This is a genomic window from Streptomyces sp. NPDC050508 (genome assembly GCF_040655155.1).
GTDB lineage: Bacteria > Actinomycetota > Actinomycetes > Streptomycetales > Streptomycetaceae > Streptomyces.
In genome coordinates this window covers 1,082,308-1,106,395 of record NZ_JBFAJJ010000001.1, presented here as the reverse complement: position 1 = coordinate 1,106,395, position 24,088 = coordinate 1,082,308, and the positions used below count along the sequence as shown (strand labels likewise).

General features: G+C 71.5%; 17 protein-coding genes. 9 read left to right on the top strand and 8 right to left on the bottom strand.

Features of this window, described 5'->3' with window-relative positions; genetic code table 11:
* Nucleotides 1–7: 7 nt before the first annotated feature.
* From AB0I69_RS04960 to AB0I69_RS04950, 3 genes are all read left to right on the top strand, one after another.
* Nucleotides 8–979: an MBL fold metallo-hydrolase gene (locus tag AB0I69_RS04960; RefSeq protein WP_363094107.1), complete on the top strand. Its 972-nt coding sequence runs from the start codon at nucleotides 8–10 to the stop codon at nucleotides 977–979.
* A gap of 68 nt (nucleotides 980–1,047) precedes the next feature.
* A complete protein-coding gene (locus tag AB0I69_RS04955) occupies nucleotides 1,048–2,226 on the top strand; it encodes a cytochrome P450 (protein WP_363094106.1) in 1,179 nt (392 codons plus the stop codon).
* 371 nt (nucleotides 2,227–2,597) lie between these two features.
* Nucleotides 2,598–5,813 (top strand): TIM-barrel domain-containing protein, encoded by a 3,216-nt coding sequence (locus AB0I69_RS04950; protein ID WP_363094178.1) that lies wholly within the window; start codon nucleotides 2,598–2,600, stop codon nucleotides 5,811–5,813.
* Here the strand turns inward: AB0I69_RS04950 and AB0I69_RS04945 are convergent.
* The 3 genes from AB0I69_RS04945 to AB0I69_RS04935 form a co-directional block, all read right to left on the bottom strand.
* Complete coding sequence (locus tag AB0I69_RS04945) at nucleotides 5,794–7,410, bottom strand: NAD(P)/FAD-dependent oxidoreductase (RefSeq protein ID WP_363094105.1); 1,617 nt, start codon at nucleotides 7,408–7,410, stop codon at nucleotides 5,794–5,796. The two genes, AB0I69_RS04950 and AB0I69_RS04945, sit on opposite strands and share 20 nt — an antisense overlap.
* A gap of 2 nt (nucleotides 7,411–7,412) precedes the next feature.
* Complete coding sequence (locus AB0I69_RS04940; protein WP_327406873.1) at nucleotides 7,413–7,877, bottom strand: cupin domain-containing protein; 465 nt, start codon at nucleotides 7,875–7,877, stop codon at nucleotides 7,413–7,415.
* A gap of 116 nt (nucleotides 7,878–7,993) precedes the next feature.
* Nucleotides 7,994–8,758: an IclR family transcriptional regulator gene (locus tag AB0I69_RS04935; protein ID WP_363094104.1), complete on the bottom strand. Its 765-nt coding sequence runs from the start codon at nucleotides 8,756–8,758 to the stop codon at nucleotides 7,994–7,996.
* A gap of 85 nt (nucleotides 8,759–8,843) precedes the next feature.
* On the opposite strand from AB0I69_RS04935, the gene AB0I69_RS04930 reads away from it, so the two are divergent.
* From AB0I69_RS04930 to AB0I69_RS04905, 6 genes are all read left to right on the top strand, one after another.
* On the top strand, nucleotides 8,844–9,626 hold the full coding sequence (locus AB0I69_RS04930; protein ID WP_363094103.1) for an SDR family oxidoreductase: 783 nt from the start codon (nucleotides 8,844–8,846) through the stop codon (nucleotides 9,624–9,626).
* Entirely contained in the window at nucleotides 9,626–10,129 is a 504-nt protein-coding gene (locus AB0I69_RS04925) for a cupin domain-containing protein (protein WP_363094102.1), read from the top strand. Before AB0I69_RS04930 ends, AB0I69_RS04925 begins: the two co-directional genes overlap by 1 nt.
* Nucleotides 10,126–11,004, top strand: coding sequence for an alpha/beta fold hydrolase (locus AB0I69_RS04920; protein WP_363094101.1), 879 nt, complete (start codon nucleotides 10,126–10,128; stop codon nucleotides 11,002–11,004). The genes AB0I69_RS04925 and AB0I69_RS04920 overlap by 4 nt, the downstream gene beginning before the upstream one ends.
* On the top strand, nucleotides 11,001–11,942 hold the full coding sequence (locus AB0I69_RS04915) for a 2,3-dihydroxyphenylpropionate 1,2-dioxygenase (protein WP_363094100.1): 942 nt from the start codon (nucleotides 11,001–11,003) through the stop codon (nucleotides 11,940–11,942). The genes AB0I69_RS04920 and AB0I69_RS04915 overlap by 4 nt, the downstream gene beginning before the upstream one ends.
* A gap of 272 nt (nucleotides 11,943–12,214) precedes the next feature.
* Nucleotides 12,215–15,445 (top strand): ABC transporter permease, encoded by a 3,231-nt coding sequence (locus AB0I69_RS04910; protein ID WP_363094099.1) that lies wholly within the window; start codon nucleotides 12,215–12,217, stop codon nucleotides 15,443–15,445.
* A 35-nt stretch (nucleotides 15,446–15,480) separates the two neighbouring features.
* On the top strand, nucleotides 15,481–18,354 hold the full coding sequence (locus AB0I69_RS04905; protein WP_363094098.1) for a hypothetical protein: 2,874 nt from the start codon (nucleotides 15,481–15,483) through the stop codon (nucleotides 18,352–18,354).
* 34 nt (nucleotides 18,355–18,388) lie between these two features.
* Here AB0I69_RS04905 and AB0I69_RS04900 read toward each other — a convergent pair whose 3' ends face one another.
* From AB0I69_RS04900 to AB0I69_RS04880, 5 genes are all read right to left on the bottom strand, one after another.
* On the bottom strand, nucleotides 18,389–19,345 hold the full coding sequence (locus AB0I69_RS04900) for an ABC transporter ATP-binding protein (RefSeq protein WP_363094177.1): 957 nt from the start codon (nucleotides 19,343–19,345) through the stop codon (nucleotides 18,389–18,391).
* Between the two features lie 236 nt (nucleotides 19,346–19,581).
* Nucleotides 19,582–20,313, bottom strand: a complete 732-nt coding sequence (locus AB0I69_RS04895; protein ID WP_363094097.1) for an ABC transporter ATP-binding protein — start codon at nucleotides 20,311–20,313, stop codon at nucleotides 19,582–19,584.
* 174 nt (nucleotides 20,314–20,487) lie between these two features.
* Nucleotides 20,488–22,041, bottom strand: coding sequence for an amidase (locus tag AB0I69_RS04890; protein WP_363094096.1), 1,554 nt, complete (start codon nucleotides 22,039–22,041; stop codon nucleotides 20,488–20,490).
* A 123-nt stretch (nucleotides 22,042–22,164) separates the two neighbouring features.
* Entirely contained in the window at nucleotides 22,165–23,625 is a 1,461-nt protein-coding gene (locus tag AB0I69_RS04885) for a substrate-binding protein (protein WP_363094095.1), read from the bottom strand.
* Between the two features lie 12 nt (nucleotides 23,626–23,637).
* The gene (locus tag AB0I69_RS04880; protein WP_363094094.1) at nucleotides 23,638–23,988 is read right to left on the bottom strand and encodes a metalloregulator ArsR/SmtB family transcription factor; all 351 of its coding nucleotides are present in this window, start codon (nucleotides 23,986–23,988) and stop codon (nucleotides 23,638–23,640) included.
* Nucleotides 23,989–24,088 lie beyond the last annotated feature (100 nt).

The following is a 24,088-nucleotide window of genomic DNA, read 5'->3' as shown; positions in this document are numbered from 1 at the left end:
CGTCCTCATGACTGATGCGACCCAGCTCCACGAGATCACGCCCGGCGTGCACATGTGGGCCCCCGACGGCGTGGACACCTGGGGTCTGGCCAACTGCGGCCTCGTCCACTCGGACGGCGAGGCTCTCCTCGTGGACACGCCCTACACCCCCGCCCTCACCGAGGTCTTTCTCGCCGCGACTCGCCACCTGGTGGGCGACATCGTGCCGAGCACCGTGGTGGCCACGCACGCCAACGGTGACCACACCTGGGGCAATCAGTGCCTCACCGGCAGCGCGATACTCGCGACGGACGCGGCACTTGAGCACCAGTGCGTCGAACCGACACCTCAGGAACTGCACGCGCTGGTGTGGGACAGCGATCCGGACCAGCCGCTGGGCTGGTACTTCCGCCGCCACTTCGGGAAGTTCGACTTCTCGGACATACAAGTCCTGCCACCCACCACGACGTTCAGCGGTCGCCACGACCTGACGGTCGGGCGGATCCCCGTCGAACTGCACGAGGTCGGCCCCGCCCACACCATGGGTGATCTGATCGTCCATCTCCCCGAGCAGCGGGTCGTGTTCGCGGGCGACGTCATCTTCTCCGGTGACCACCCCTGTCACTGGGCCGGCCCGCTCGACCGGATCTCGGCAGCAGCCGAACGCATCCTGGCCTTCGATCCCGAGTGGATCGTGCCGGGCCATGGCCCCCTCATGACGCCGGACGCACTGCGCACGTACATCGCGTACCTCGACGACCTGTCCGACCAGGCTCTCTTGTTGCACGGCCAGGGGAAGACGGCGATGGAGGCAGCCCGCATCCTGATCGACGAGAACCGTTATCCGGGTCTTGGTCTGCCGGAGCGGCTCGCCATCACCCTCTCCACGGAGTTCCGCCATCTCAACGAGGACAGTTCACGCCCGAGCCTCGTCGAACCGTTCGAGCTCGCGGCCCGGCTCGCCTGGCGGCGCGCGTCGGGCACGGCTGCGTCTGCCTGATCCTCCCCCGACCACATCGCGGGTACCGTCGCCGACGAACTGGCGCCCGCAGGAACGGACCCGCAAGCGTGACCGACCCCTTGCAGGACCCCCGGTTCTTCGTTGACCCCTACCCGACCTACGCCCGGCTGCGGAATTCGGCGCCGGTGCAGAAGGTGCCCACCGGTTCAGGAGGGCGCTTCAGCTACCTGGTCACGGGCTACGCGGAGAGCCGGGAGGCGTTCACCGACCCCCGGCTCTCCAAGAACACCGCGCGATTCTTCGCCGACCGGCCGACCGACCGCGACCTCCATCCAGCCGTCTCCCAGAACATGCTGGCCACCGACCCCCCGCAGCACGCGCGGCTACGGTCCCTGGTGACGAAGGCGTTCAGCACCGGGGCCGTCGCTCGGCTGCGCCCCTACATCGCCGGCCTGGTCGGCGAACTGCTCGATGCCTGGCCGGAGCACGGACCGGTGGACCTCGTCGCCGGCCTCGCGGTACCGCTGCCGGTCACCGTCATCTGCGAGATGCTGGCGGTACCCGAAGCCGACCGTGAGCTTGTGCACTCCTGGTCCGGCGAGCTGTTCGCCGCGGGAGATCCCCAGCGGATCGACGCCGCCTCGCACGCCGTCGGCGGTTACATGACGGACCTCGTCGCCTCCAGGCGCGGTTCCCCCGGCGCGAGTCTGCTCGACGATCTCATCGCGGTGCGCGACGGCCAGGACCGGCTGTCCGAGGACGAACTCGTGTCGCTCGCCGTGCTCCTGCTCGTGGCCGGCCATGAGACCACCACCAACTTCATCGGCAACGCGGCCTTGGCACTGCTCCAACACCCGGACTCGCTCGCCCGGTTGAGAGCCGAGCCGGCACTGCTCGGGACCGCTCTGGAGGAGCTGCTGCGCTTCGACTCGCCGGTCGGGATCGCCACGTTCCGCTACAGCACCGAGGCGCTCACGCTCGGCGGCACCGATATCCCCGCCGGCGTTCCCGTGCTCATCGCTCCCGGCGCCGCCAACCGCGACCCCTTGAGATTCTCCGGGCCGGAACGGCTCGATCTCAACCGTGGTGCCACGGGGCACCTCGCCTTCGGTCACGGTATCCACCGCTGCCTGGGAGCACCGCTCGCGCGAGCCGAGGGCGAACTGGCGCTCCGGGCCGTCCTCTCCCGCTTCCCCGACATCCGCCTGGCGCATCCCGCGGAGCAACTGGAGTGGCGGCACACGCGGTTGACGCGCGGCCTCACGTCCCTCCCGGTCATCTTGTGACAACGGGAGCACCGACAGCCAGCCAGCGCCCTGGCCTGACCCAAGGTGTCGATGGCGGGGAAGACGGCGAGCGTTCGCATCACGTAGCCCAGCACCGTGCCCATCGCGTAGCCCTCCACCTTGGGCCACGAGGGGCCGAGTTCGGCCCTGTACGAGGACGTGTCCCTTGTCCGACCACGGGGCTTGACAACGATGTCGGAACGCGGCAGATTCCACCGGGCGCGAACGGGGACCGGCACACCTTCACCACGGGCCCACGGGCCCGCTTCAGGACGGAGCTGTCCGTGAGAAGAAGAAGATCGGTGTTTCGCACGACGCGCTTCCTGCGACGACGGGTCACGGTCGTCGCCCTCTTCAGCAGCCTGGCGGCCATGATCGTGACCGGTACCGGTACCGGAGCGGCCGCTGCGACCGTGCCGACGGTCCACCGTGGCGCGGCGGTGACGTCCGGCAACGCACGTTTCCAGGTCCTGTCCCCGACTCTGATCCGCACGGAGTACGCGCAGGACGGGAAGTTCACCGACAGTGCGACGTTCAACGCGATCGGCCGCACCGCGTTCGCGCCGACCTCGTACACCTCAAGTACCTCCGACGGCTGGCTGACCATCACCACGAGCGCGCTCACCCTGCGGTATCAGGTGGATTCCGGGCCCTTCGACGCCCAGAACCTCTCCGTGCGGCTGTCGGCCGGCGGCACACCTGTGAGCGCCAGCCCGTGGCACCGGCTCACCTGTGACCTGGGCGCCCTGTGCGAGGCCGAGCAGCTGTCCCACAGCGGGGCCGGTGTCTCCTCCGACCACACCGGCTACACCGGCTCCGGTTTCCTCGCCGGCTTCGAGGGCACGGGCGACTCCGTGTCGGCCGACGTGGACGTCACCACGTCGGGGACGTACGCCTTCGACGCGCGCTACGCCAACTACGTCGGCGGGGACGGCCAGAACACCACCCGCACCCTCACACTCTCGGTGGACGGCGGCGCGAACCAGACGCTGAGCCTGCCGACCACCGCGAACTGGGACACCTGGGGCCTGGCGAGCAGCGCGGTCCAACTCGGCGCCGGGCACCACACGTTGACGCTGACGAGGACCGCCGCGGACTCCGGGGACGTCAACATCGACAGCGTCGCGCTGGTGAACCAGGGCAGCGGCTTCCCGTCCACCTCCGCCACCGCGATCACGAGCTGCGGGTTCGGCGTGACCTGCGAGGCCGAGGCCGACCGTGTGTCGGGTACGGCGATCACGGCCACCGATCACGCCGGCTACTCCGGGAGCGGCTTCGTCGCCGAACTGAACCAGGGCGCAGGCGCGTTGGCCCACGTGGCGGGCGTACCGGCGGACGGCACCTACGCGTTACAGGTCCGCTACGCCAACGCCACCGGCCGTGACGGGCTTTACCAGACCCGCACCGCCACGGTGTCGTCCGGCGGCACCACGCAGACGCTGTCGCTGCCCGTCACCGGCAACTGGGACACCTGGAGCACCGCCTCGGTCCCCGTCACCCTCAAGGCCGGGGCCAACGACATCACCGTCGGCTGCCCGGACGCCGCGAGCTGCCACGTGAACCTCGACACGGTCTCCGTCACCGCTGCCAACTCCCCTGCCCCGCAACCGCACTTGGCGCTCGGTGGCTACCGCCGCAGCCTCGACGGCGTCAACGGTGACAACGGCGCGCCGGCCACCACCCCCGGCCTGCTGTACAAGGACGGCTGGTATCTCCTCGACGACACCGCCTCGGCCCTGTACGACACCGGCACCCGCCAGGTCACCCAACGCCCCTCCAACGGCGGCGCGCCGTACCAGGACGGCTATGTCTTCGGCTACGGCCACGACTACAAGCGGGCCCTGTCCGACCTGGCCACCCTCACCGGCCCGCCCGAACTGCTTCCCCAATGGGCCTACGGCGTCTGGTACTCGGAGTACATCGACCGCACCGCCGCCGACTACGAGAACAGGATCCTGCCCGCCTTCCGCGCCGAAGGCGTACCGCTCGACGTCCTGGTCACCGACACGGACTTCAAGTCGCCCAACACCTGGAGCGGTTGGGAGATCGACCAGTCCAAGTTCCCTGATCCGAAAGGGTTCTTCGACTGGGCCGCCTCCCAGGGGCTGCACGACACACTCAACATCCACCCGAGCATCCTGAGCAGCGACCCGCAGTTCGCCCAGGCCCAGGCGACCGCCAAGGGCAAGCTGCACAAGGGTGGTTGCGCGCCCGCCGCGAGCAGCGGTGCCGGGGACTGCTACACCTTCGACTGGGGTGACCCGGACCAGCTCAAGGCGTACATGGACCTTCATCAGACCATGGACCAGCAGGGCAACGACTTCTGGTGGCTGGACTGGTGCTGCGACGCCTCCCAGTCCTCGCTGCGCGGTGTCACTCCCGACGCGTGGATCAACCAGCAGTACGCCACGGACGCCGACAAGACGATCGGCCGCGGCTTCGTCGTCTCCCGCGCCTACGGCTCGCTCCAGGCGGGTGGTTACAGCGGCCAGCAGGGGCTGCCGACCGGGCCGTGGGCCGACAAGCGCACCACCGTCCACTTCACCGGCGACACCTCCTCCACCTGGGGCACCCTGAAGGCCGAGGTCGGTTACACGCCCGGCGAGGCGGCCGCCACCGGCATGTCGGCGATCAGCCACGACATCGGCGGCCACAACGACACGACGAACCTGACCGGTTCGGAGACCTACACCGCCGACGGCACGACCCACACCACGCACAAACTCCCCGATGACATGTACGCCCGCTGGGTCCAGCTCGGCACCTTCCAGCCCATCGACCGCCTGCACAGCAACCACAGCGACCGGCTGCCCTGGCAGTACGGCACCGCGGCCCGCACCTCGGCGGACAAGTTCCTCAACCTCCGCGAGAACCTGGTGCCTTACACCTACTCGCTCGCGCAGCAGGCGAACACGACCGGCGTCCCGGTCACCCGCCCGACGTATCTCGAATACCCCAACGAGCCGCAGGCGTACGCCACTTCGGGCAGCGAGTACTTCTACGGCTCCGACATGCTCGTCGCCCCCGTCACCACTCCCGGCAGCACGGCGACGACCTCGGTGTGGTTCCCGCCGGGCAGTCAGTGGACCGACTACTTCACCGGGCAGACCTACGCCGGCGGCACCACGCAGAACATCACCAACGGCCTCGACACCATGCCGGTGTTCGTCAAGGCGGGCGCGGTCATTCCGACCCGCACGAACGACGTCCCCAGCAACGACAAGGCCCCGCTGACCAAGGTCACGCTCACCGTGGCCGCGGGTGCCTCCGGCTCCACCGCCCTCTACGAGGACGACGGGACCGCCGGCACCGGGCGCGGCCACAGCGCCGTCACGAAGATCCGGTACCGGGAGAACGGCACCCGGCACTCGGTGACGATCGCCCCTCCGACCGGAACTTTCCACGGCCAGGTCAAGACCCGGCAGTGGACCGTCTCGCTCCTCGGCGTCACCGCTCCGGGCACCGTCCGAGTGGGAGGGGCCCAACTCTCTCCCCACGCCTACCACTTCGACAGCACGACCCACACCCTGACCGTCACGCTCCCGGCGCGGAGCCTGCGCACGCCGATCACCGTGACGTGCGGTTGATCGACTCCTGGCCGGTCGACACGTCCGACTGGGCTTGCCGTGTACTTCCCGGCCCAGCAGCGGAAGTATCGCTGTCCGGGCTGGGAAGCAGGCGCAGTCGGTCCCCGTGTCCGGGCTCGATCAGCGCCAGCCGCTTGAGCAGCGTCGGTGTCAGTCGTCGGTACGCGGCCGGATTCACCGGGCCGAGCCAATGAGCGGCGCGGATCAGCGGGTTGACGTTGAGGTCCAGGTCGCCGAGCACTTCGTCGGCGTTGTGCATGGAGAACGGGATGATCTTGGTGCCGCGGCAGTGGTGCGTGTCGGTGGCGATGTCCATGAAGGCCAGTTGCTCGACGACCGCGCGACGCATGGTCTCCGTGTCGGGTGTCGCCAGTGCCCCGGCGAGGTCGGCGGCGATCCACAGCGCGGCGATCTCGGCGTTGAGCGGGCTGAAGAAGGAGGAGTTGTAGCCGTTGAAGTACAGGCCGGGAATCCCGAGGGGCAGGATCTGGCGGTAGAGCATGAAGTTGCCGCGCTCGTCCAGCAGTTGCTCGCCCACCTTCTCGGGCAGGAACGGGACGCCCTGGGTGAAGCCGGTGGCGCAGACCACCAGGTCCGCGCAGAGCACGGTGCCGTCGGACAGTTGGGCAGAGGGTTCGCCGTCCACGACGAGGAGCTTCTCGATGGTGCGGTCCCGGTGGACGGTGATGTCGCCCGCGGTGACGGCCTCGAAGAATCCCTCGGTCGCGAGGCCGATGGCGCCGCGCACGATGTCCTCCATCGTTCCCCGGGGCACGAGATCGAGCCGCTTGAGGCCGAGTTGACGTATCGACACGGTACCGATGGAGTTGATCATCCGGCGGCGCAGTCTGTTGCCGGGGCCGTGCAGGAAGCGTTCGAAGCCCCGCGCGCGGATGTAGCGGAACAGCGCCTCGCCGAGGCGGGTGAGCAGCAGCAGCTTGAAGTTGACTCTGCCGCCGATCTTCCGCGGGACCTTCCACAGCAGTTGGCGTGCGATCACGTCCGTGCGGGCGGCTACGGCGCTGATCGGTACGGCCACGTCGCAGGCCGACTTGCCGTAGCCGACGACGAGGACGTTACGGTCGCGCGCCTGCTCGGCGTCGTGGAACTCGGTGCCCGCGCACACCTGGCCGCCGGCCGCGGTGAACTCCGCCAGGCCGTCGAATTTCGGGACTGCCGGTTCGCAGAACACTCCGTTGGCGACGACGAGCCGGTCGTAGATCTCCGTGGCGTGTGTGCCCGCGGAGTCGCGGTACTCGACGCTCCACGCGCCGTCGGCGGTCGGCCTGGCCGAGAGCACCTCGGTGCTCAGGCGCAGTACGGGTTCGAGTCCGAAGTGCGCGGTGTAGTCCGCGAGGTAGGACTGGATCCGGGCGCCGTCGGGCCACTCCGGGAAGTCCGCGGGCATGGGGAAGTCGGAGAAGGAGTACTGCGCCTTCGGGCTCTGCGTGGTGACGCCCGGGTAGCGGCGCGTGCGGCTCCACACGCCGCCCACGTCGGGGGTCTTGTCGAACACGTCCGTCCGGTGTCCGGCCTGGGTGAGCACCTTCGCGGTGACCAGGCCCGCGACACCGGCACCGATGATGGCGATCCTCATGATCAGGCGACCTCGGGCGGCAGTTGGAGCTCGATGCCGAAGTCGGCCATGATCTTCTTCATCAGACCGATGTCCTTCGGTCCCGGCGGCATGTCCGCGAGCGTCTGGTAGTAGGCCTCCAGGCCGGCCGGCGAGACGACCGAGATGACGCGCGACTCCTCCTGATAGGGGTTGCGGAAGGCGTGGATCACGTCGCGCGGCAGGTAGAGGTAGTCGCCGTGTTCGAGGACGAAGTCCTTGCCGCCGAGGTGCACGTCGAGCCGTCCGGCGAGGCAGATGAAGGACTCGTCCTCGCGGGTGTGCAGGTGGGGCGGCGGCCCGTCGGTCTCCGGCGGGACCGTGTACTCGAACAGCGAATACGCGTCGTGTGTCGCGGCACCGTCCGCCTTGAGGGTGATGCCCAGCCCGATCGCCGCGATCTTGTGTCCGTCGCGGGAGGGCAGCATGTAGCCACCGCCTAGAGTCACCGTCGTCTCCTTCCGGTCGCCACCGTGGCCGACCGGCCACGGCGCTGGTCTGCTGCGCCCAGCGTGGGTTCGGCGCGGTCGGTGCGCAATCAAACGTCCCACCCGCTGGGACGATTTCAGCGGCGGGTGCTGTAGGCCCGCGAGGCCGCCGCAGCGGCGAGCCGTACCGCGGGCCCGGCCCGGTCGGCGCGGACCAGGGCGGTGGGCCCGGTGACGGACAGCGCTGCGGCGACCTCGCCGGACGGGCCGAAGATGGGGGCGGCGACGCAGCTCACGCCGATGTTGCCCTCCTCGCGCTCCACCGCCCAGCCCCTGGCCGGCACTGCGGTCAGCTCGCGGATCACGGCCTCCTTGGTGGTCAGCGTGCGCGGGTTGCGCGGCGGCATTCCGGCGTCGAGTACGGCGTCGATGGTCGCGGTCTCGCTGTAGGCGAGGATGGCCCGGCCCAGCGCGGAGCAGTACGCCGGGACGATCCCGCCGACCTGGGAGAGCATTGGCATGGGCCGGTGTCCGGTGATCTTCTCGACGACCAGGATCTGCGCGCCCTCCAGAACACCGAGTTGCACGGTGGTCCTGGTCGCGCTGTGCAGGTCCTGCAGGTAGGGCAGCACGGCCTCGCGCAGTTCGAGCCGGATCGGCGCCAGGCTCCCGATCTCGAAGAGCCGGTTGCCGATCCGGTAGAGGCCCTGGGGTTTGTCCAGCCAGCCGAGCCGGATCATCCGGTCCGCGGTGCGGTGCGTGGTCGACCGGGGCAGCCCGCAGCGGGCCACGAGCGCGGAGAGGGTCAGCTCGCGGTGTGCCGCGTCGAAGGCGCCGAGGATCGCCGCCGCGCGGTCGAGACCCGAGCTCTCGACGGCGCGGTCCCGCGCAGTGGGACTCATCCCTTGTTCCCCGGGGGTCATGCCGGTCACGCTAAGGCTGTCCCGGCCGGCGGACAAGGGGAGGACTCAGGAGGATGCCAACATCATGAGGACAGCATTGGTCGGCGGCGGCGCCGGTGGTATCGGCCACGCGATCGCCGAGCGCCTGGCGTGCTCGGGCGACCGGGTGGTGATCACCGGTCGGCACGCCGACACCCTCGAAGCCGCGGCCGCCCAGCTCTGCGGCGCCGCAGGCGACGGCCCGGCGTGCGAGGTGCACACCCTGGTGAGCGACATGGCCGATCCGGCGTCGGCCGCGGCGGCGATGGAAGAGGTCGAACACCGTCACAGCGGCCTGGACGTACTCGTGCTCAATGCCGGTGGTCCGCCGCCCGGCGGGATCCTCGACCTCGACGACACCCGGTGGCGGGAGGCGTCCGAGTTGTTGCTGCTCGGCCCGCTGCGACTGGCACGGCTGGCGCTGCCGGGCATGGCGAAGCGGGGCTTCGGGCGGGTGGTGTTCGTGACGTCCACGGCGGTGCGCCAGCCGCAGCCCGACCTGGCCGCGTCCGTGGTGCTGCGCTCGGCGGTCACGGCCGCGGCCAAGCTGCTCTCGCTGGAGTTCGCGGCCGCGGGCGTGACCGTCAACTGCGTTGCCCCCGGAGCCACTTCGACCGAACGGCGCACGCAGATCCTGGCCAACCGGGCACGCGCCGCACACCGCGGCCTCGACGAACTCGACGCGCAGGACCTCGCGCACATTCCGGCCGGGCGGGCCGCGCGGCCCGCGGAGATCGCGGGCGCCGTGGCGTTCCTGGCCTCCGACGACGCGGCGTACATCAACGGGACCGTGCTCACGGTCGACGGCGGAAGGACGGAGACGATCTGATGGCTGAATCGGGATCCCGCTTCACCATGGCCGATTTCCTCGGCTCGATCCACGACACCGTGCAGCCAGGTACAGCACGACCGGTCGTCGTGCACGCCGACCAACTCCAGCCGCTGCCGGCCGACCAGGTGCACAATCCGACCGTGCTGGCGATCGCCGGGCTGTTGCCGACGGCGAGCTTCGAGCTCTTCCGGCAGACGATCCCGGCGGGTCTGAGCTCGGACATGCAGCGCCACCATCACGAGACGGTGCACTTCGTCATCAGCGGGCGCGGCCACAGCGAGATCGAGGACGACACCGAACCCTGGGCCACCGGCGACTTCATCTACACCCCGCCCTGGACCTGGCACCGCCACTACAACGACTCGGAGACCGAGCCGGTCGAGTTCCTCACCATCGAGAACTCCCGTCTGCTGAACCTGCTCGGCGTCGGACGGCGGCAGAGCGCGGGCCTGGTCACGGTCGCGGAAGCCCGCGCACGATTCAAGGAGGACCTGGCATGAGCCCGCTGCCCGCCCACATCGGCATCTGGGGCGAACTGTCCGACGTGGAGCACGAGTTGCGTTTCGTCGACGTCGCCGGCGTCCGCACCCGGGTGCTGCGCGCGGGGTCCGGCCCCGAGCTGATCCTGCTGCACGGCACAGGTGGACACCTGGAGGCCTACGCCCGGGACATCGCCGGGCTCGCCGCCGACTTCCGTGTCACCGCCTACGACATGGTCGGCCACGGCTGGTCCGACCTGCCGGACCGGCCTTACACGATCGACGTGCTCTCCGATCATCTCCTGGGCCTGATGGACGAGTTGGGAATCGACTCGGCGCACCTGTCCGGCGAGTCGCTCGGCGGATGGGTCACCGCGTGGACCGCGGCGTACCACCCCGACCGTGTCGAACGGCTCGTGCTCAACACCCCCGGGAACATCGCCAACAAGCCCGAGGTGATGGTCAGGATGCGCGAGAGCACCCTGGCCGCCGTCCGGGACCCGAGCGACGAAACCGTGCGCCGCCGCGTCGAGTTCCTCTTCCACGACACCTCGATGGTCACCGACGAACTGGTGAACCTGCGCCGCGCCGTCTACGGCCGCCCCGGCTTCCTGCCCGCGATCGAGAACACCCTGGTGCTCCAAGACCCCGAAGTGCGCAAGGACTTCGCCTGGGACCCCGCCTGGGTCGGCGGGATCACCGCCCCCACCCTCCTCCTGTGGACCGACCACGACCCGACCGGCGGACTCGACGAGGCGGCGATGCTCCAGAGCTGGCTGCCCGACGCCCGCCTGCACGTCATCGAGGGCGCGGGCCACTGGCCCCAATGGGAGAAACCCGCCGAATTCCTGCGCGCCCACCGCGACTTCCTCCTCCTCGGCAAGGACCCGGCATGAGCGAGATCCTCGGCCTGGTCGCCCTGTCCCACTCCCCGTTCGCCACCCTGCTGCCGCCCGACGGTCCCGAGCAGCCCGGCGGCCGGTTCCTCGCCGAGGCGGCCCGGCTCTCCGCGGCGGTTACGCGCCTCGCGCCCGACGCGGTCGTGGTCATCGGCCCCGACCACTTCCACGCAAACTTCTACGACGCGATGCCACCGTTCCTCATCGGCGTCGAACACGCCGTCGGCTTCGGCGACTTCGGGAGCCGACCGGGCCCCCTGCCCGTCGCCGGCGAACTGGCCTGGTCCGCTTACCACGGGCTCACCCGCGCGGGCTTCGACCTGTCGCTGTCCTACTCGCTGACCGTCGACCACGGACTCGTGCAGAGTTACGAGATGGTCTGCGGCGGGACCGACATCCCGATGGTGCCTCTCGTCGTCAACACCGCCGCACCCCCGTTGCCGACCATGAAGCGCTGCATCGACTTCGGCCGGGCGTTGGGAGAAACCCTGCGCGACAGCGACAACGGCAGCACCGGCCGGGTACTGGTCATCGCGAGCGGCGGACTCTCCCACTGGCTGCCGAGCAACGACCCGCGCGATCCGGCGATGGCCGAGGACCGCCGCCACTCGGTGATCCACGGCCGCGAGGACGCCCAAGCCTTCGCAGCCGCGCGCGAGCCCCGGGTACGGGCGATGGGCGGCGACCCGCACGCGCACGTCAACAGCGCCTGGGACCGCTGGTTCCTCAAGCAGTTGGGGACCGGGGAGTCCGAGCCGATCGCGGCCCTCGGCGACCCGGGCCTGGAGGAGCAGGCGGGCAGCGGAGGCCACGAGATCCGCACCTGGCTGATCGGGCAGGCCGCGGTACGGGCACCGCTGGTGTGGACCGCGTACGAGCCGGTCCCGGAATGGATCACCGGTATGGGGCTCGGGGCGACCTTCGAGGTGCGCTGACACCTCGCGGAGCGCGGCGGCTGCTCCGGCCGTTCCGATGCCCGGGGCTCGAAAAGATCAGCGATTATTGCGTCGCCGGGGGAACGCCTGGTAGGACTGTGACGCGCCGTCACCGTCACATGTTCGATTCCGCGGGGGTTCATGTGGTCGCCACGGCCTTAACCTCTTCACCGCGGCGAAACCCCGATGATGCTCCACGCCCAACTCGGCGGCGGATTCCCGCAGTTGCCCGGCGGGCCACACAGCACGGACTGGTACTGGCCGCTGTCTCGGTGACCGTATTGCTGTGCGCGACGGCGCTGGCCGCGCTCACGGCGCTGGCGGGGAGTTCGGTGCAGGCCGGTGCCGTACGGCGGCTGGCCGCCGACCCGAACGCGCAGGTGAACGTCAACGCGTCCTACCGGGCGGGCGGGATGGCCGCCGCCGACCGGGCTGTGCGGGCCGCTACGGAGCGGGTGTTCGCCGGGGTGCCGCAGCGGACGTATGTGGGGCTGTTGGGCACCTCGCCGGTCTCGGTGACGGGGATCGACGGGGTCGTGGGTCCGCCGCGCGGTCCCGGGGGCAGTGGGCTGCACCCGGTCGCGGTTCAGGACGGCGGCAGGTTCGGGCAGTTGGTCGCCGGGCGGTGGCCCGCCGGTACGGCCGACGCACCGGCCGGCGCGTTCACCTCGCTGCCCGATGTCCCGGTCGCCACCGGGTCCACCGCTCCGGTCGACACGGCGGTGCCCGACGCCCTGGCCAAGCGCCTTGGAATCAGGCCCGGTTCGAGGCTTCAGGTGCAGGACGCCTTCAGCCGCCCCATGACGCTGCGGATCACCGGCGTCTACCGGGCGACCGGTGCCGTCGGGTTCTGGCCCGCGATGGCCGGCGACCTGACCCAGGGTGAGACCGCCGACCAGGACCTCCTGGTGGTCTCGGCGTCGGCGCTCAACGACAGTGCCGTCCTGAACGGGCATCTGACGGCCCACTGGAGCGTGCAGCCCGACCTCTCCCGGCTCGACGCGAGCAGCCTCGCCGGACTGCACGACCGGCTGCATGCCTTCTCCGGCAGCCAGAGCGGCGTGTCGGTGTTCGGCGGGCGGCAACCGTCCCTCGCCGACCTGACCGTGGCCTCCGGTCTGCCGGGCGCGATCGACGACCTGACGGTCCCGACGGTCGCGGCCCGGTCCTCCCTGTACCTGCCGAGCGTGCTGCTGGCGGTCCTCGCCCTCGCCACCCTGGTACTGGCCGCCCGCCAGCTGACCGAGCGCCGACGCGAGGAACTGGCCCTCCAACAGGCCCGAGGCGCGGGCACGTTGAGGTTGCTGCGCGGCGCCACGGCCGAGTGGGCGCTCACCGGCGTCCCGGCCGCCGCCGTCGCCCCCTTCCTGGCCGGACTGCTGCACCCCGGCACCCGCGGCGCCGACGCGTGGGCGGCCGTAGGCCTGACCCTGCTGGTGCACGGCGCGGCGGTGCTGCTGCCCGTGCTCCCGTCGGCGCGCTCGCGCCCGGCCCGTGGCGCACGAGCCGCTGCCGCGCAGCGGCTGGGCGCCGACCTGGCGCTGCTGGCCGTGGCGACCCTGGGGTATCTGGAGTTACGCCGGCACCACTCGCTGATCGCCGACGTGGGCACCGGCAGCGCGTCCGTGGACCCGGTGCTGGTCCTGGTGCCGACCCTGGTGGCCGGCGCCGCCGCACTGCTGTTGCTACGGCTGCTACCGCTGACCTCGCTGCTGCTGGACGCGTTCGGCCGTCGTAGCAAAGGCCTCGTACTCGCCCTGGCCGGTTGGCAGTTGAGCCGGCGGGCCGCGCGTAACGCGGGGCCGGCGGTGTTGATGTGCCTGGCCGTTTCGGTGAGTGCCTTCGCCACCACCGCGCTGGCCTGTCTGGGCGGACTGGCGTCCGAAGAGGCCGCGTTCACCGTCGGCGCGGACGTGCGGATCGGCCCGTCGGCGGACGACGGCTACCCCTCCGCCGTGCTGGGCGCCGCCTATCGCGCGCTGCCGGGGGTGACCTCGGTGACACCGGTGACGCGGTCGACGGTGAACCTGCCCGGTGGTGCCACCGAGGACCTGGTCGGCACGATCGGCGGGCCCGCTCCCCGCACCCCGGGACCGGTCGTCCCCGGGATACCGCTCCCCGGGCGTCCGACCGCGCTGCTGATTGACGAGCGGCTGCGCAGCGACGGCAGTCGCGTGGCGCCAAGTCTGGAGCTCACCGTGCAGGACGCGTCCGGCCTGGTCAGCGTCGTGTCGGCGCGACTGCCCGCCGCCGACGGAGCCCGGCACACGGTCGTGGTCCCGCTCGACGTGGCGTTGAGCGGCGGCCATCCGCGGGCGTATCCGCTGACGGTGACCGCCGTCGGCGTCCTCCCGCAGCCGAACGTGCGCCCCGCGCGGCTGCACCTCGACCTGATCCGGGTCGGCGCGCGGGAGACCAAGAGCACCGCGGACACCTGGGTCTCCCAACTGCCCGGCGGGCAGGCCTGGTCCGACGGCACGGACCACGCCGCCGACTCCACCGAGGGTGCCTGCAAAGGGAAGTTGACCGACAGCTACAACCCCGGCACTCCCGGAGTGTGCTCGATCGCGCCCGACGGCTCGGCCGTGCTCCGGACCACCGTCAGCACCGGTATCCGCCCCTCCCAGGCGATCTCGGACAGCTTCGGGGGCCTGTCCGACAGCGACTACGACACCCAGCCCGGCAGCCAGGTGCGACTCGTGGCGGGCCCGGCCGGCGGTCCGGCGCCGCTTCCCGTGCGCGCCGACACCTCGACGCTGCGCGCCGCGCGCCTGCACGTGGGCAGCACCACGACACTCGACCTGGGCGGCGGCCGGATCACCGCCAAGATCGTGGGCCGCGCCGACTCACCGCCCGGACTGGGCCGCGGACAGGGGCACTTGATCGCTGACCAGCGCCAACTCGCCACCGCGTTCACACTGGCCGGTGCCGATCAGCACGACCCCGCGTTCTGGTGGCTGAGCAGCACCGACAGCGCGCGTACGGCCGCTGCCGCCGAGGCGCAGCCCGCGCTGGGCGGCGTCACCACCACGGCGCGCACCGCCGCGTCCCTGCAGGCCGACCCGTTCCGGAGCGGGCTGCGCCGGGTGCTGGAACTGGTCCGGTATCTGGCCCCCGGTTTCGCGGTCATCGCCTTCACCGTGCACGCGGTGGTCTCCACTCGGCAGCGCCGCAAGGAGTTCGCGCTGCTGCGGGCGATCGGCGTCCGTGCCACGAGCCTGTCCGCGCTGCTGGGCGCCGAGCAGGTGGGTCTCGCGCTGTTCGCGGTGGTCCCGGGGGCGCTGATGGGCATGGCCCTGGCATCGGCGGTGCTGCCGCTGGTCACCGTGGACGACAGCGGACAGGCCCCCTATCCGCCGCTGCCGCAGGTCATCCCATGGGGCACCGTGGCCCTCACCGCGGTGGCGACCGCTCTGGCCATCAGCGCGGTCGTGCTGGCGCTGGCGCGTCTGCTGGCCCGGGTGGACCTCGTACGCGTGCTGCGGGCGGGGGAAGACCGTTGAGCCGTACGGCCGGACACGACCGGAAAGGGCGGACGGTGGCCCGATCCGCAGGCACAGGCGCGGCGGTGACGCGGCGCCTGATACGCAGGGAGACCCGCGGCGACCTGCCACTGCTGGCCTGCCTGGCAGTACTCGTCCTCGTGTTGACGGCGCTGTGCGCCTGGGCCCCCGCCCTCGCGGGCCGCCAGGAGGACCGGGCCCTGCGGCAGCGCGTCGACGCCGCTCAGGCCCAGGCGCCCCTGATCAGCCTGAGCACCACACCGGCGATCTTCAACACCTCGCCGCCTGCCGTGGACATGGCCACCCTGCTCGGCGCCGGCCGCACCCTCACCGAACACCTCGCCGGCTCCGCCGCACGCCACCTGACCTTCGACGGCGGCGGTAGCTACGACTACGACCCGGCGTCCCTGCTCTCCCCGCGACCGCCGGGCCCGGCAAACACCAGCACGCAGCTGACGGTCAGTTACCTGCCGTCCGCGCGGGCCCATCTCCACTACGTCAGCGGTCGCGCGCCGGCCGACCACACACCGTTGGGCACCGCGCCCCAGATCGGGTTGTCGCAGACCACCGCGCAGGCGTTGGACGTGCGGGCCGGCAGCCGACTGAGCGTTGAGTTCGCCAAGACGCCCGGGGCACAGAACGCGGCGCCCCAGGCGGAGCTGCTGGTGAGCGGGGTCTACCGCGCCACCGTCGCGGCCGACGACTTCTGGACCGGCCGGGAGACGTTGGACCAGCCGTCGCGCTACCCCGCGGAGCGCTCCGCGGGCACGGTGCTCGCCGTCCGCGGTCTCGTCGGCCTCGACGCCGCCGACCTGCTGGCCGGCGCCGGGGTGGGCGGCCCGCGGGTGACCTGGCAGCTGCGCGCCGACCTCTCCGGGGCGGCGCTCGACCGGGCCCGCGCACTGACGGGGCCGCTGTCCCACTACAGCGCGGACCTGAGCGCCGCCCTGTGTCAGGGAAGCGACTGGGTCACCGGCGACATCAGCTGCCAGGTCGACGGCCAGTCCACCCAGTCCCTGCTGGTGACCGACTCCCTGACACCGCTGCTCGCCGCGTTCACCGCCCAGGACCGACAGGCCAGGGCGCTGGCGACGTACGCCGTCGACGCGCTGGCCGCGGTCGCGCTGGCCACCGTCGCCGTCGCGGTACGGCTGCTGCTGCGCCGTAGGCAGCCGCACCTGCGGTTGCAGCGAGCGCGGGGCGCCTCCACCGCGCGGCTGGTACTGCTGCGCTGTGCCGTGGCCTGGCCGGTGGTGCTGATCGCCGCCCTGCTCGGCTGGGCGGCCGGCCGGGCCCTCGCTCCCACCGGCACATCCGGATCACCGCAACCGGTGCCCGCCGCCCTCACCACCGCGGTCGTGATGCTGACGGTGCCGCTGATGACCTGGCTCGCGGTCCGCGAGCCGCGCAGTGCCGGCCGCCTGCGCCGCACCCGCCGGAAGACCGCCGTAGGCCGCCGCGCGGTCCTGGAACTGACGGTGCTGCTCGCGACCGCTGCGGGCGTGCTCGCCCTCCGCTCGCAGGGCCCCGACGGGATTCTGGGCGCGGTGCCGGTGCTGGTGGCGCTGACCGTCGTGCTGATCCTGCTGCGCGTCTACCCGCTCGTCCTGCGCCTGGTGCTACGGCGGGCCCGGCGCGGCCGGGGTGTGGTGGGCTTCGTCGGGGCAGCCCGGGCCGCCCATGACGCGCCGGCGACCGGGCTGGCCCTGTTCGTCCTGGTCCTGACCCTGGGCACGGCCGTGTTCGGCGGCCTCGTCCAGCGCACGATCTCCGACGGCCTTGCCACGGGCGCGACGTGGAGCACCGGCGCCGACGCGAGCGCGACCGTGGCGGGGACCGTGACCCCGGCCGGAGCCGTGACCGCCGCACAGGGGGCCGGCAGCACCACCGGAATATGGACCGCCCTCCAGCATCTGTACACCCTGGACCTGGCGGGACAGGCCGACGGCGCGGTGGTCTCCCAGGTCGCCGTGATCACCGTAGATCCTCATCAACTGGCCGCCGTCGCCCCGAAGTCGCCGCTGGTCGGCGCCCTGTTGTCCCGGCTGGTCACCCCGCCGGGAACCGGGACCGACGCGAGCGTTCCGCTGCCGTCCTTCCTCTCGCCCGGCCTGCGGGCGCGCGAGCGCACCGGCGGCTTCACCGCCACCGTGGTGACCCAGGGAAAGCCCCCGGTGAACCTGACCTTCGAACCGGTCGGCACCCTCACCACCGCGGAACTGCGCGACCCCCTCCTCGGGCCGGTCACGGCACAAATCCCCGCCGGGACACCGATATTGATCACGACCGCCACCGCCGAGCACCTGATGCACCAACAGCCCTCGGGCAGCACCGTCCTGCTCCTCAAGGACGACGCCAAGGGCGACGGCAAGGGCGAGGCCAACGGTCCTGCGGCGCTGCGGTCGGCGGCGGCCGAGGCGCTCGGTCCGCTGGCCCGGATCCGCGTCCGCTCCGAGACGCTGAGCACCCTGCGCGCGGACGGCCTGACGCAGGGCCTCGGCACGATCTACACCACCAGCTCGATCCTGGCCGCGCTGTCCGGCCTACTCGCGCTCGCCCTGGAACTGACTCTCACCGCCCACGAGCGCAGCCGCACCACCTCGTTCCTGCGCACGCTCGGACTCGGCGGCAAGGAAGCCGGAGCGATGCACTTCCTGCAGCTGCTGCCGCTGGCGGTGGCCTCAGCGGTCGGCGGCACACTGCTCGGCCTGCTCGAACCACGGCTCATGCAACGGACGCTGGACCTACGGCAGTTCACCGGCGGCCCGGTCCAACCGGCGCTGCACACCGACTACTCGCTGACCCTCGCCCTCGTCGCCGGCGTCACCGCGCTGATCCTGACCGCCGCGGCCACCGAGACGGTCCTCGCTCGCCGACGCCGCCTGGGGGCCGTACTGCGCCTCTCGTGAACGCTCCACGCGGAGGCCGACCGCCTACTGCCTCCTACGTGCTCTCGGCGTTCGGGCCGCCGCTCGCCGAGTCCACCGCATCCGCCGAGTCCACCGCATCCGCCGCGTCCTCCGCATCGGACTTCGCCCGCCGCGCGGCCTCGTCGGGCCATACGCCGATGTGGTCGCTCTCCAGGGCCAGCCGCACCCGCTTGCGCAGATGCAGGCGTTCGGTGAACTCGCGCGGCAGTTGCAGCCGGCCGCTGCCGTCCAATACCGCGTACTCCTCGGCCGTGAGCACCTCGACGCCGTCCTCGCCGGTCGCGACCCGGCGCAACACCTCGGTCGAAGTACGGCCGTTGCGGATCCGCACGGTGCGCTGGACCTGCTCGGACACCAGCGCGTCGTGGGTGACCACGACCACGGTGACGCCCAGGGCCTCGTTGGCCCGGCGCAGTGCGGCGAAGACCTCGTCGCTGGTGGCGGTGTCGAGTTCGCCGGTGGGTTCGTCGGCGAACAGCACCGACGGATCATTGGCGTTGGCGACGGCGACGGCGACCCGCTGCTGCTCGCCGCCGGAGAGGGTGTCGGGGGTGCGGTCCCGGCAGTGGCCGACGGACAGCAGGTCGAGCAGTTCCTCTGCCCGGACCCGGCGCTGTGAGCGTTTGATCCCGGTGTACGTCATCGGAAGCATCACGTTCTCCGCCGCCGTGAGGTAGGGCAGCAGGTTGCGGGAGGTCTGCTGCCAGACGAAGCCCACGGTGGTACGCCGGTATTCCAGCCGCTCGCGGCGCTTCATCGCCAGCAGGTCGTGGCCGCGGACCTCGGCGGCACCCGCGGTGGGCACGTCCTGGCCGGAGAGGATGCCCAGCAGGGTGGACTTGCCGGAGCCGGAGGACCCGATCACCGCGATCATCTCGCCCTGGGCCACGGTCAGGTCGAGGCCCTGGAGGGCCTGCACTTCGACGCCCTCGGTCTGGTAGATCCGCACCAGGTTCTCGCAGACGACCATCCCCTGCTCGCGCTGCGGGGTGCCGGCCGCGGCGGCCCGTCGCCGCAGCTCGTCCAAGTCCGGTGCGCCGGTGGGCTGTTGGTGAACTGGCACAGGGTCCCCCGAGGAGGTGAAGTCTGCGGATGACGCTGTCGGACAGCCGCCAGGGTAATGCGGAAATCCGTTCGAGGAACGGGATCCGCGTCGGCTGCAGGCCGAACGGCGAGGCGCGCGGGGCCGGTTCGCTGGCGCTGCCGTCAGCTGTCCGCCACGATGCGGCCGTCGCGGAGTTCGAGCACGCGGTCGGCCAGCGCGAGGAGTTGCGTGTCGTGGGTGGCGACGAGGGCGGTGACCGATTCGCTGCGGACGACGGCGCGCAGCAGGTCCATCACGGTGAGACCGGTGTCGGCGTCGAGCTGACCGGTGGGTTCGTCGGCGATGATCAGGGCCGGGTTGTTGGCGAGCGCGCGGGCGATGGCGACCCGCTGCTGCTGGCCGCCGGACAGCTCACCAGGACGCTGGTCGGCGTGGTCGGAGAGGCCGACGAGGGAGAGCAGCAGGCCGACGCGGGCTTCGCGGACGCGGGCCGGGACCTTCCGCAGGCGCAACGGGACCCCGACGTTCTCGGCGGCGGTCAGGATCGGGATCAGGCCGAAGGACTGGAACACGAAGCCGATGCGGTCCCGGCGCAGCGCCAGCAGGTCGTCCTCGCCGAGGCCGGCCAGGTCGGTGCCGTCCAGCGTGACCCGGCCACCGTCCGGAGTGTCGAGGCCGCCGACCAGGTTGAGCACGGTGGTCTTGCCGGAGCCGGAACGCCCTCTGAGGGCGACCAGTTCACCGCGCGCCACGGTGAAGGAGACTCCGCGCAGGGCATGGACGGCTGTGTCGCCGCTGCCGTAGGTGCGACGCAGGTCCTCGACCACCACCATCGCGCCGGCCGGTGTCCCGGCGTCCGCGACAGCGCCGTGACCGCTGGACTGCACTCTCATGCTTCCTCCCCCGCCCCGCCCGCCCCGGCTCGGGCGGCCCTGCGTCCGCACCGTACGGTACGCCGGGCCTCCGCCGGAAGGTCGGCCCTGGCCCTACCGCCCGGCGGAGCTGCGTGTCCTCAACGGTGTCGCCCGGTCAGATCCCGTGGGTGCAGCCGAGGTCGGGGGCTCCGTTCACGCGCTGCGCTCGGTGGTGGCGGTGACCGGAGGCGCGGGGAACCCGCCGACCGCCTGTTCGTAGGTGTGCGCGACGCGCAGCACGGTGGCGTCGTCGAAGCGCCTGCCGGTGATCATCAGGCCGGCCGGAAGGCCGTCGACCAGGTCGGTCGGCACGCTGCACGACGGATGGCCGGTCGCGTCGAAGGGCGCGGTGTTGCCGACCATCGACAGGGCGAGGTGCAGGTAGTCGGCCAGGGAGATGTCGGGCGACGGGATCTCCCTGGCCGTGTAGGGGACCGTGGGCATGACCAGCACGTCGTACCGGTCCAGTGCCGCGTCGTAGGCCGCGCGGACCTGCGGCAGGAGGCGGCGGGCCATGCCGTAGTACTTCCCGCCGCCGGCCTCGAAGGTGTAACGGCCGGACAGGCCGACGAGTTTGACGGTCTTGGACAGTGCGGCACCGCGCTCCACGCGCCCCCGGGCATAGTGGGCGATCAGCTCGGGGTCGTAGAAGTCGTCGGCGTTCATGCCGTAGGCGTTGCCGTCGAGCATCTGGTGGGCGGCGCCCTCGGTCGCGATCACGTTCCATACGTGGAGAGCGTCCAGGTGCCAGGGGATCGACACCTTCTCCACGGTGAGTCCGGCGTCGGCCAGTACGTCGATCGCGGCGTGGACGGCCTCGTCGACACCCGGATCCGACACCGGCGTACCGAAGCCTTCCGTGACGACTCCGACGCGCATCCCCGAGGCGGGCTCGGCGAGTGCCGCCAGGTAGTCGACCGGTTGGATCACGTCGGGCTGGCGCGCGTCGAGCCCGTCGACTCCGGCCAGTACGCCCAGCATCGTGGCGGCGTCGGCGACGGTGCGGGTCATCGGGCCCACGTGGTCGATGGTCCGCTCGATGGGGAAGGCGCCGGTGTAGGGCACCAGGCCGTGGGTGGGCTTGTGTCCCACGATGCCGCAGAAGGCGCCCGGCATCCGGATCGAGCCGCCCTGGTCGCCCCCGAGGGCGAGGTCGACCTCTCCGGTCGCCACCAGCGCGGCACTGCCGCTGGACGACCCGCCCGTGTTCCGGCTCTCGTCCCACGGGTTGCGCACCGGCCCCGGGTGCGAGGTGAAGCTGGCGCCCGAGAAACACAGGTCCTCGCACACCGACTTGCCCGCGATCGTCGCGCCGGCGTCGAGCAACCGCCGTACAACGGTGGCGTCTTGGCGTGGGACGAAGCCTTCGACCGTGCGCGAACCGTTCATCATCGGCAGGCCCGCGACCGCGATGTTGTCCTTCACCGCGACCGTACGGCCGGCCAGAGGGCCGTCGGCGGACTCGTTGACCGAGGTCTTCACGTACCAGGCGCCGAGCCGGTTCTCGTCCGGGGCGGGTGACGTCCAGGGACGGTCCGGGGCGGTAGGAGCCGTGCGCTCGTAGAGCCGCTCGACGGCCTCCGTGGCGGCGAGGGTGCCCGCCACCGCGGGTGCGAACTCCTCCAACTCCTCGGCGGACAGGCCGAAGTGGAAGTGCTTGTCGATCGCCGCGAGGCGGGCGGCATCGGGTGCGGGGAGTGAGGACAAGGGACGACTCCTTTTCAGCTGGACAGTCATCAACCTAGAACATCGCGTCAATAGGTCAATACTTATTGACGTAACTTCGGGGTTAACCGGACCGACCGGGTCGAGCAGACCGGCTCGGCAGGGCTACAGCGCGACCGGTCGCAGTCCGGTGCCGGTCGCCTCGGCGACGAAGAGGTCCTGGGCAACCCGGCCGCTGTCGTCCAACGTGACGGTGCCGCGCGGCAGTTGGAAGCTGCCGGGACGCATCGCCCCGGCGATCAGCCTCGGTTCGTCCGCACCGACCCGGCGCGCGGCGGACCACCAGATCCGCGCCGCCTCGAAGACCGATTCGCTCAGGGTCGACAGCGGCGGGGCCCAGCGGCCGTATGCCTCCCGGTAGCGGTGCAGCAGTACGGCGTTCTCGGCCGACGCCAGCTGCTCGACGTAGCCGGAGACGGCGTACAGGCCGGGCGCCGCTTCGGCTCCCACGTGTTCCAGGGTGGACTCGTCCATGGCCGGCGCGAGCGTGACGCACCGCTCCCGCAGGCCCATCGCGTGGCACTGCCGCTCGAAGGCCGCGGCGTCCGCGCCCACGAACGTGGACAGCACGATGTCCGCGCCCGAAGCCGTCACCGATTCGATGAGCTGCGTGAAGTCCCGCGTGCCCATTGCGGCGTACCGCTCCCCGACCACGCGCCCGCCCGACCGCGGCAGGATCCGCCGGGCAGCCGCGTGCGTGCTGCGCGGCCAGCAGTAGTCGTTGCCGGCCAGGAACCAGCGTTTCCCGCCGACCGCCCTCATCAGCGGTCCCGCCGCCGCGACCAGCTGGTCGACATGCCGCTCACCGAGCTGGACGCGCAGCGGGCCGGTGCCACCGCCTTCGTTCATGTGGGGCTGTATCAGGAGCACTTCGGTTCCGGCGAGCGCCCGCGAGACCGCGAAATAGGTGGCGGAGGTCGTGGCGACCAGGATCGTCCGGCAGCCGGCCCGGACCAGCCGCCGGGCCTCGGCGACGCCGACCGCGGGGTCCGTGGCGTCGTCCCCGACCACCAGCTCCACCGGTCGGCCCCGCACCCCGCCCTCCGCGTTGATCTCCTCGACGGCGAGCATGGCCATGTGGTCCGTCGCGGCCCCGAACATGCTCCCCAGGCCTGACTTGCTGTTCAGCAGACCGAGCCGCGCGTTCGGATTCGGCGCGGACCCACGACCGGCCGGCAGGCCTCGGCGGCGCATCAGCCACTCCAGCCCGGCCTCGTCGAGTTCGGCGAACAGCCGGACCCTCGTCCCGCCACGCTCGGCGTCGAAGCGCAGTTTCATACGGCCCCGCCAGGGCTGGTCGTGCACGATCTCGATACGGCCGCCCTGTCCCGCGTACCCGCGTACAGGCGACGGTGGCCGTACCTCGGTGATCCGGCCGATGATCTCCACCACGTCGGCGACCGGGCCACCGAGCGGAGCGCCCATCCGCACCACCGCGCCCACCGCGACCCGGTCGCACTCGGCGTCGAACACCCAGCCCGCACCCGCGCCCGCGCCGAACAGGCCGAACGTCGCGACCGGCGATGCGTCGGTCCATTCCTCGGCGGGCAGCAGAAGTGCGGCCATCACGTCACCTCATCAGGCGGACCGGCTGTCCCGGACGTCGGGATCGGCCGCCGCAGACTCAGCCGCGGCGGCGCGCCCGGCATCGGCGAGCGCGCCCTGGAACAGCGCCTGCAGCGTCGCGATGACGTCGCGTGCGGGGCCGGCCGGGTCGATCGAGTAGTGCCGGAACCGGCCGGCCTTGCGCTCGGTCACCAGGCCGGCGGCGCGCAGGACACGCAGGTGGCTGGAGACTCCGGTACGGCCGATGCTGGTGATCTGCTCGGCCAGCTCACCCACCGTGCACTCCTCGCGCTCGGCCAGCACGCCCAGAATCTGGCGGCGTACGGGGTCGGCGAGTGCGTCGAATGCCAGGTCTGCGGGCACCTGTGATCGCCCCCTCCATAGGTCAGCGACGGTTGACATGTGCCAGCGTAGTCCAGGCGTGGCCGACGCCAGGGGCCGGCCATTGGCCGGCCCCACCCAG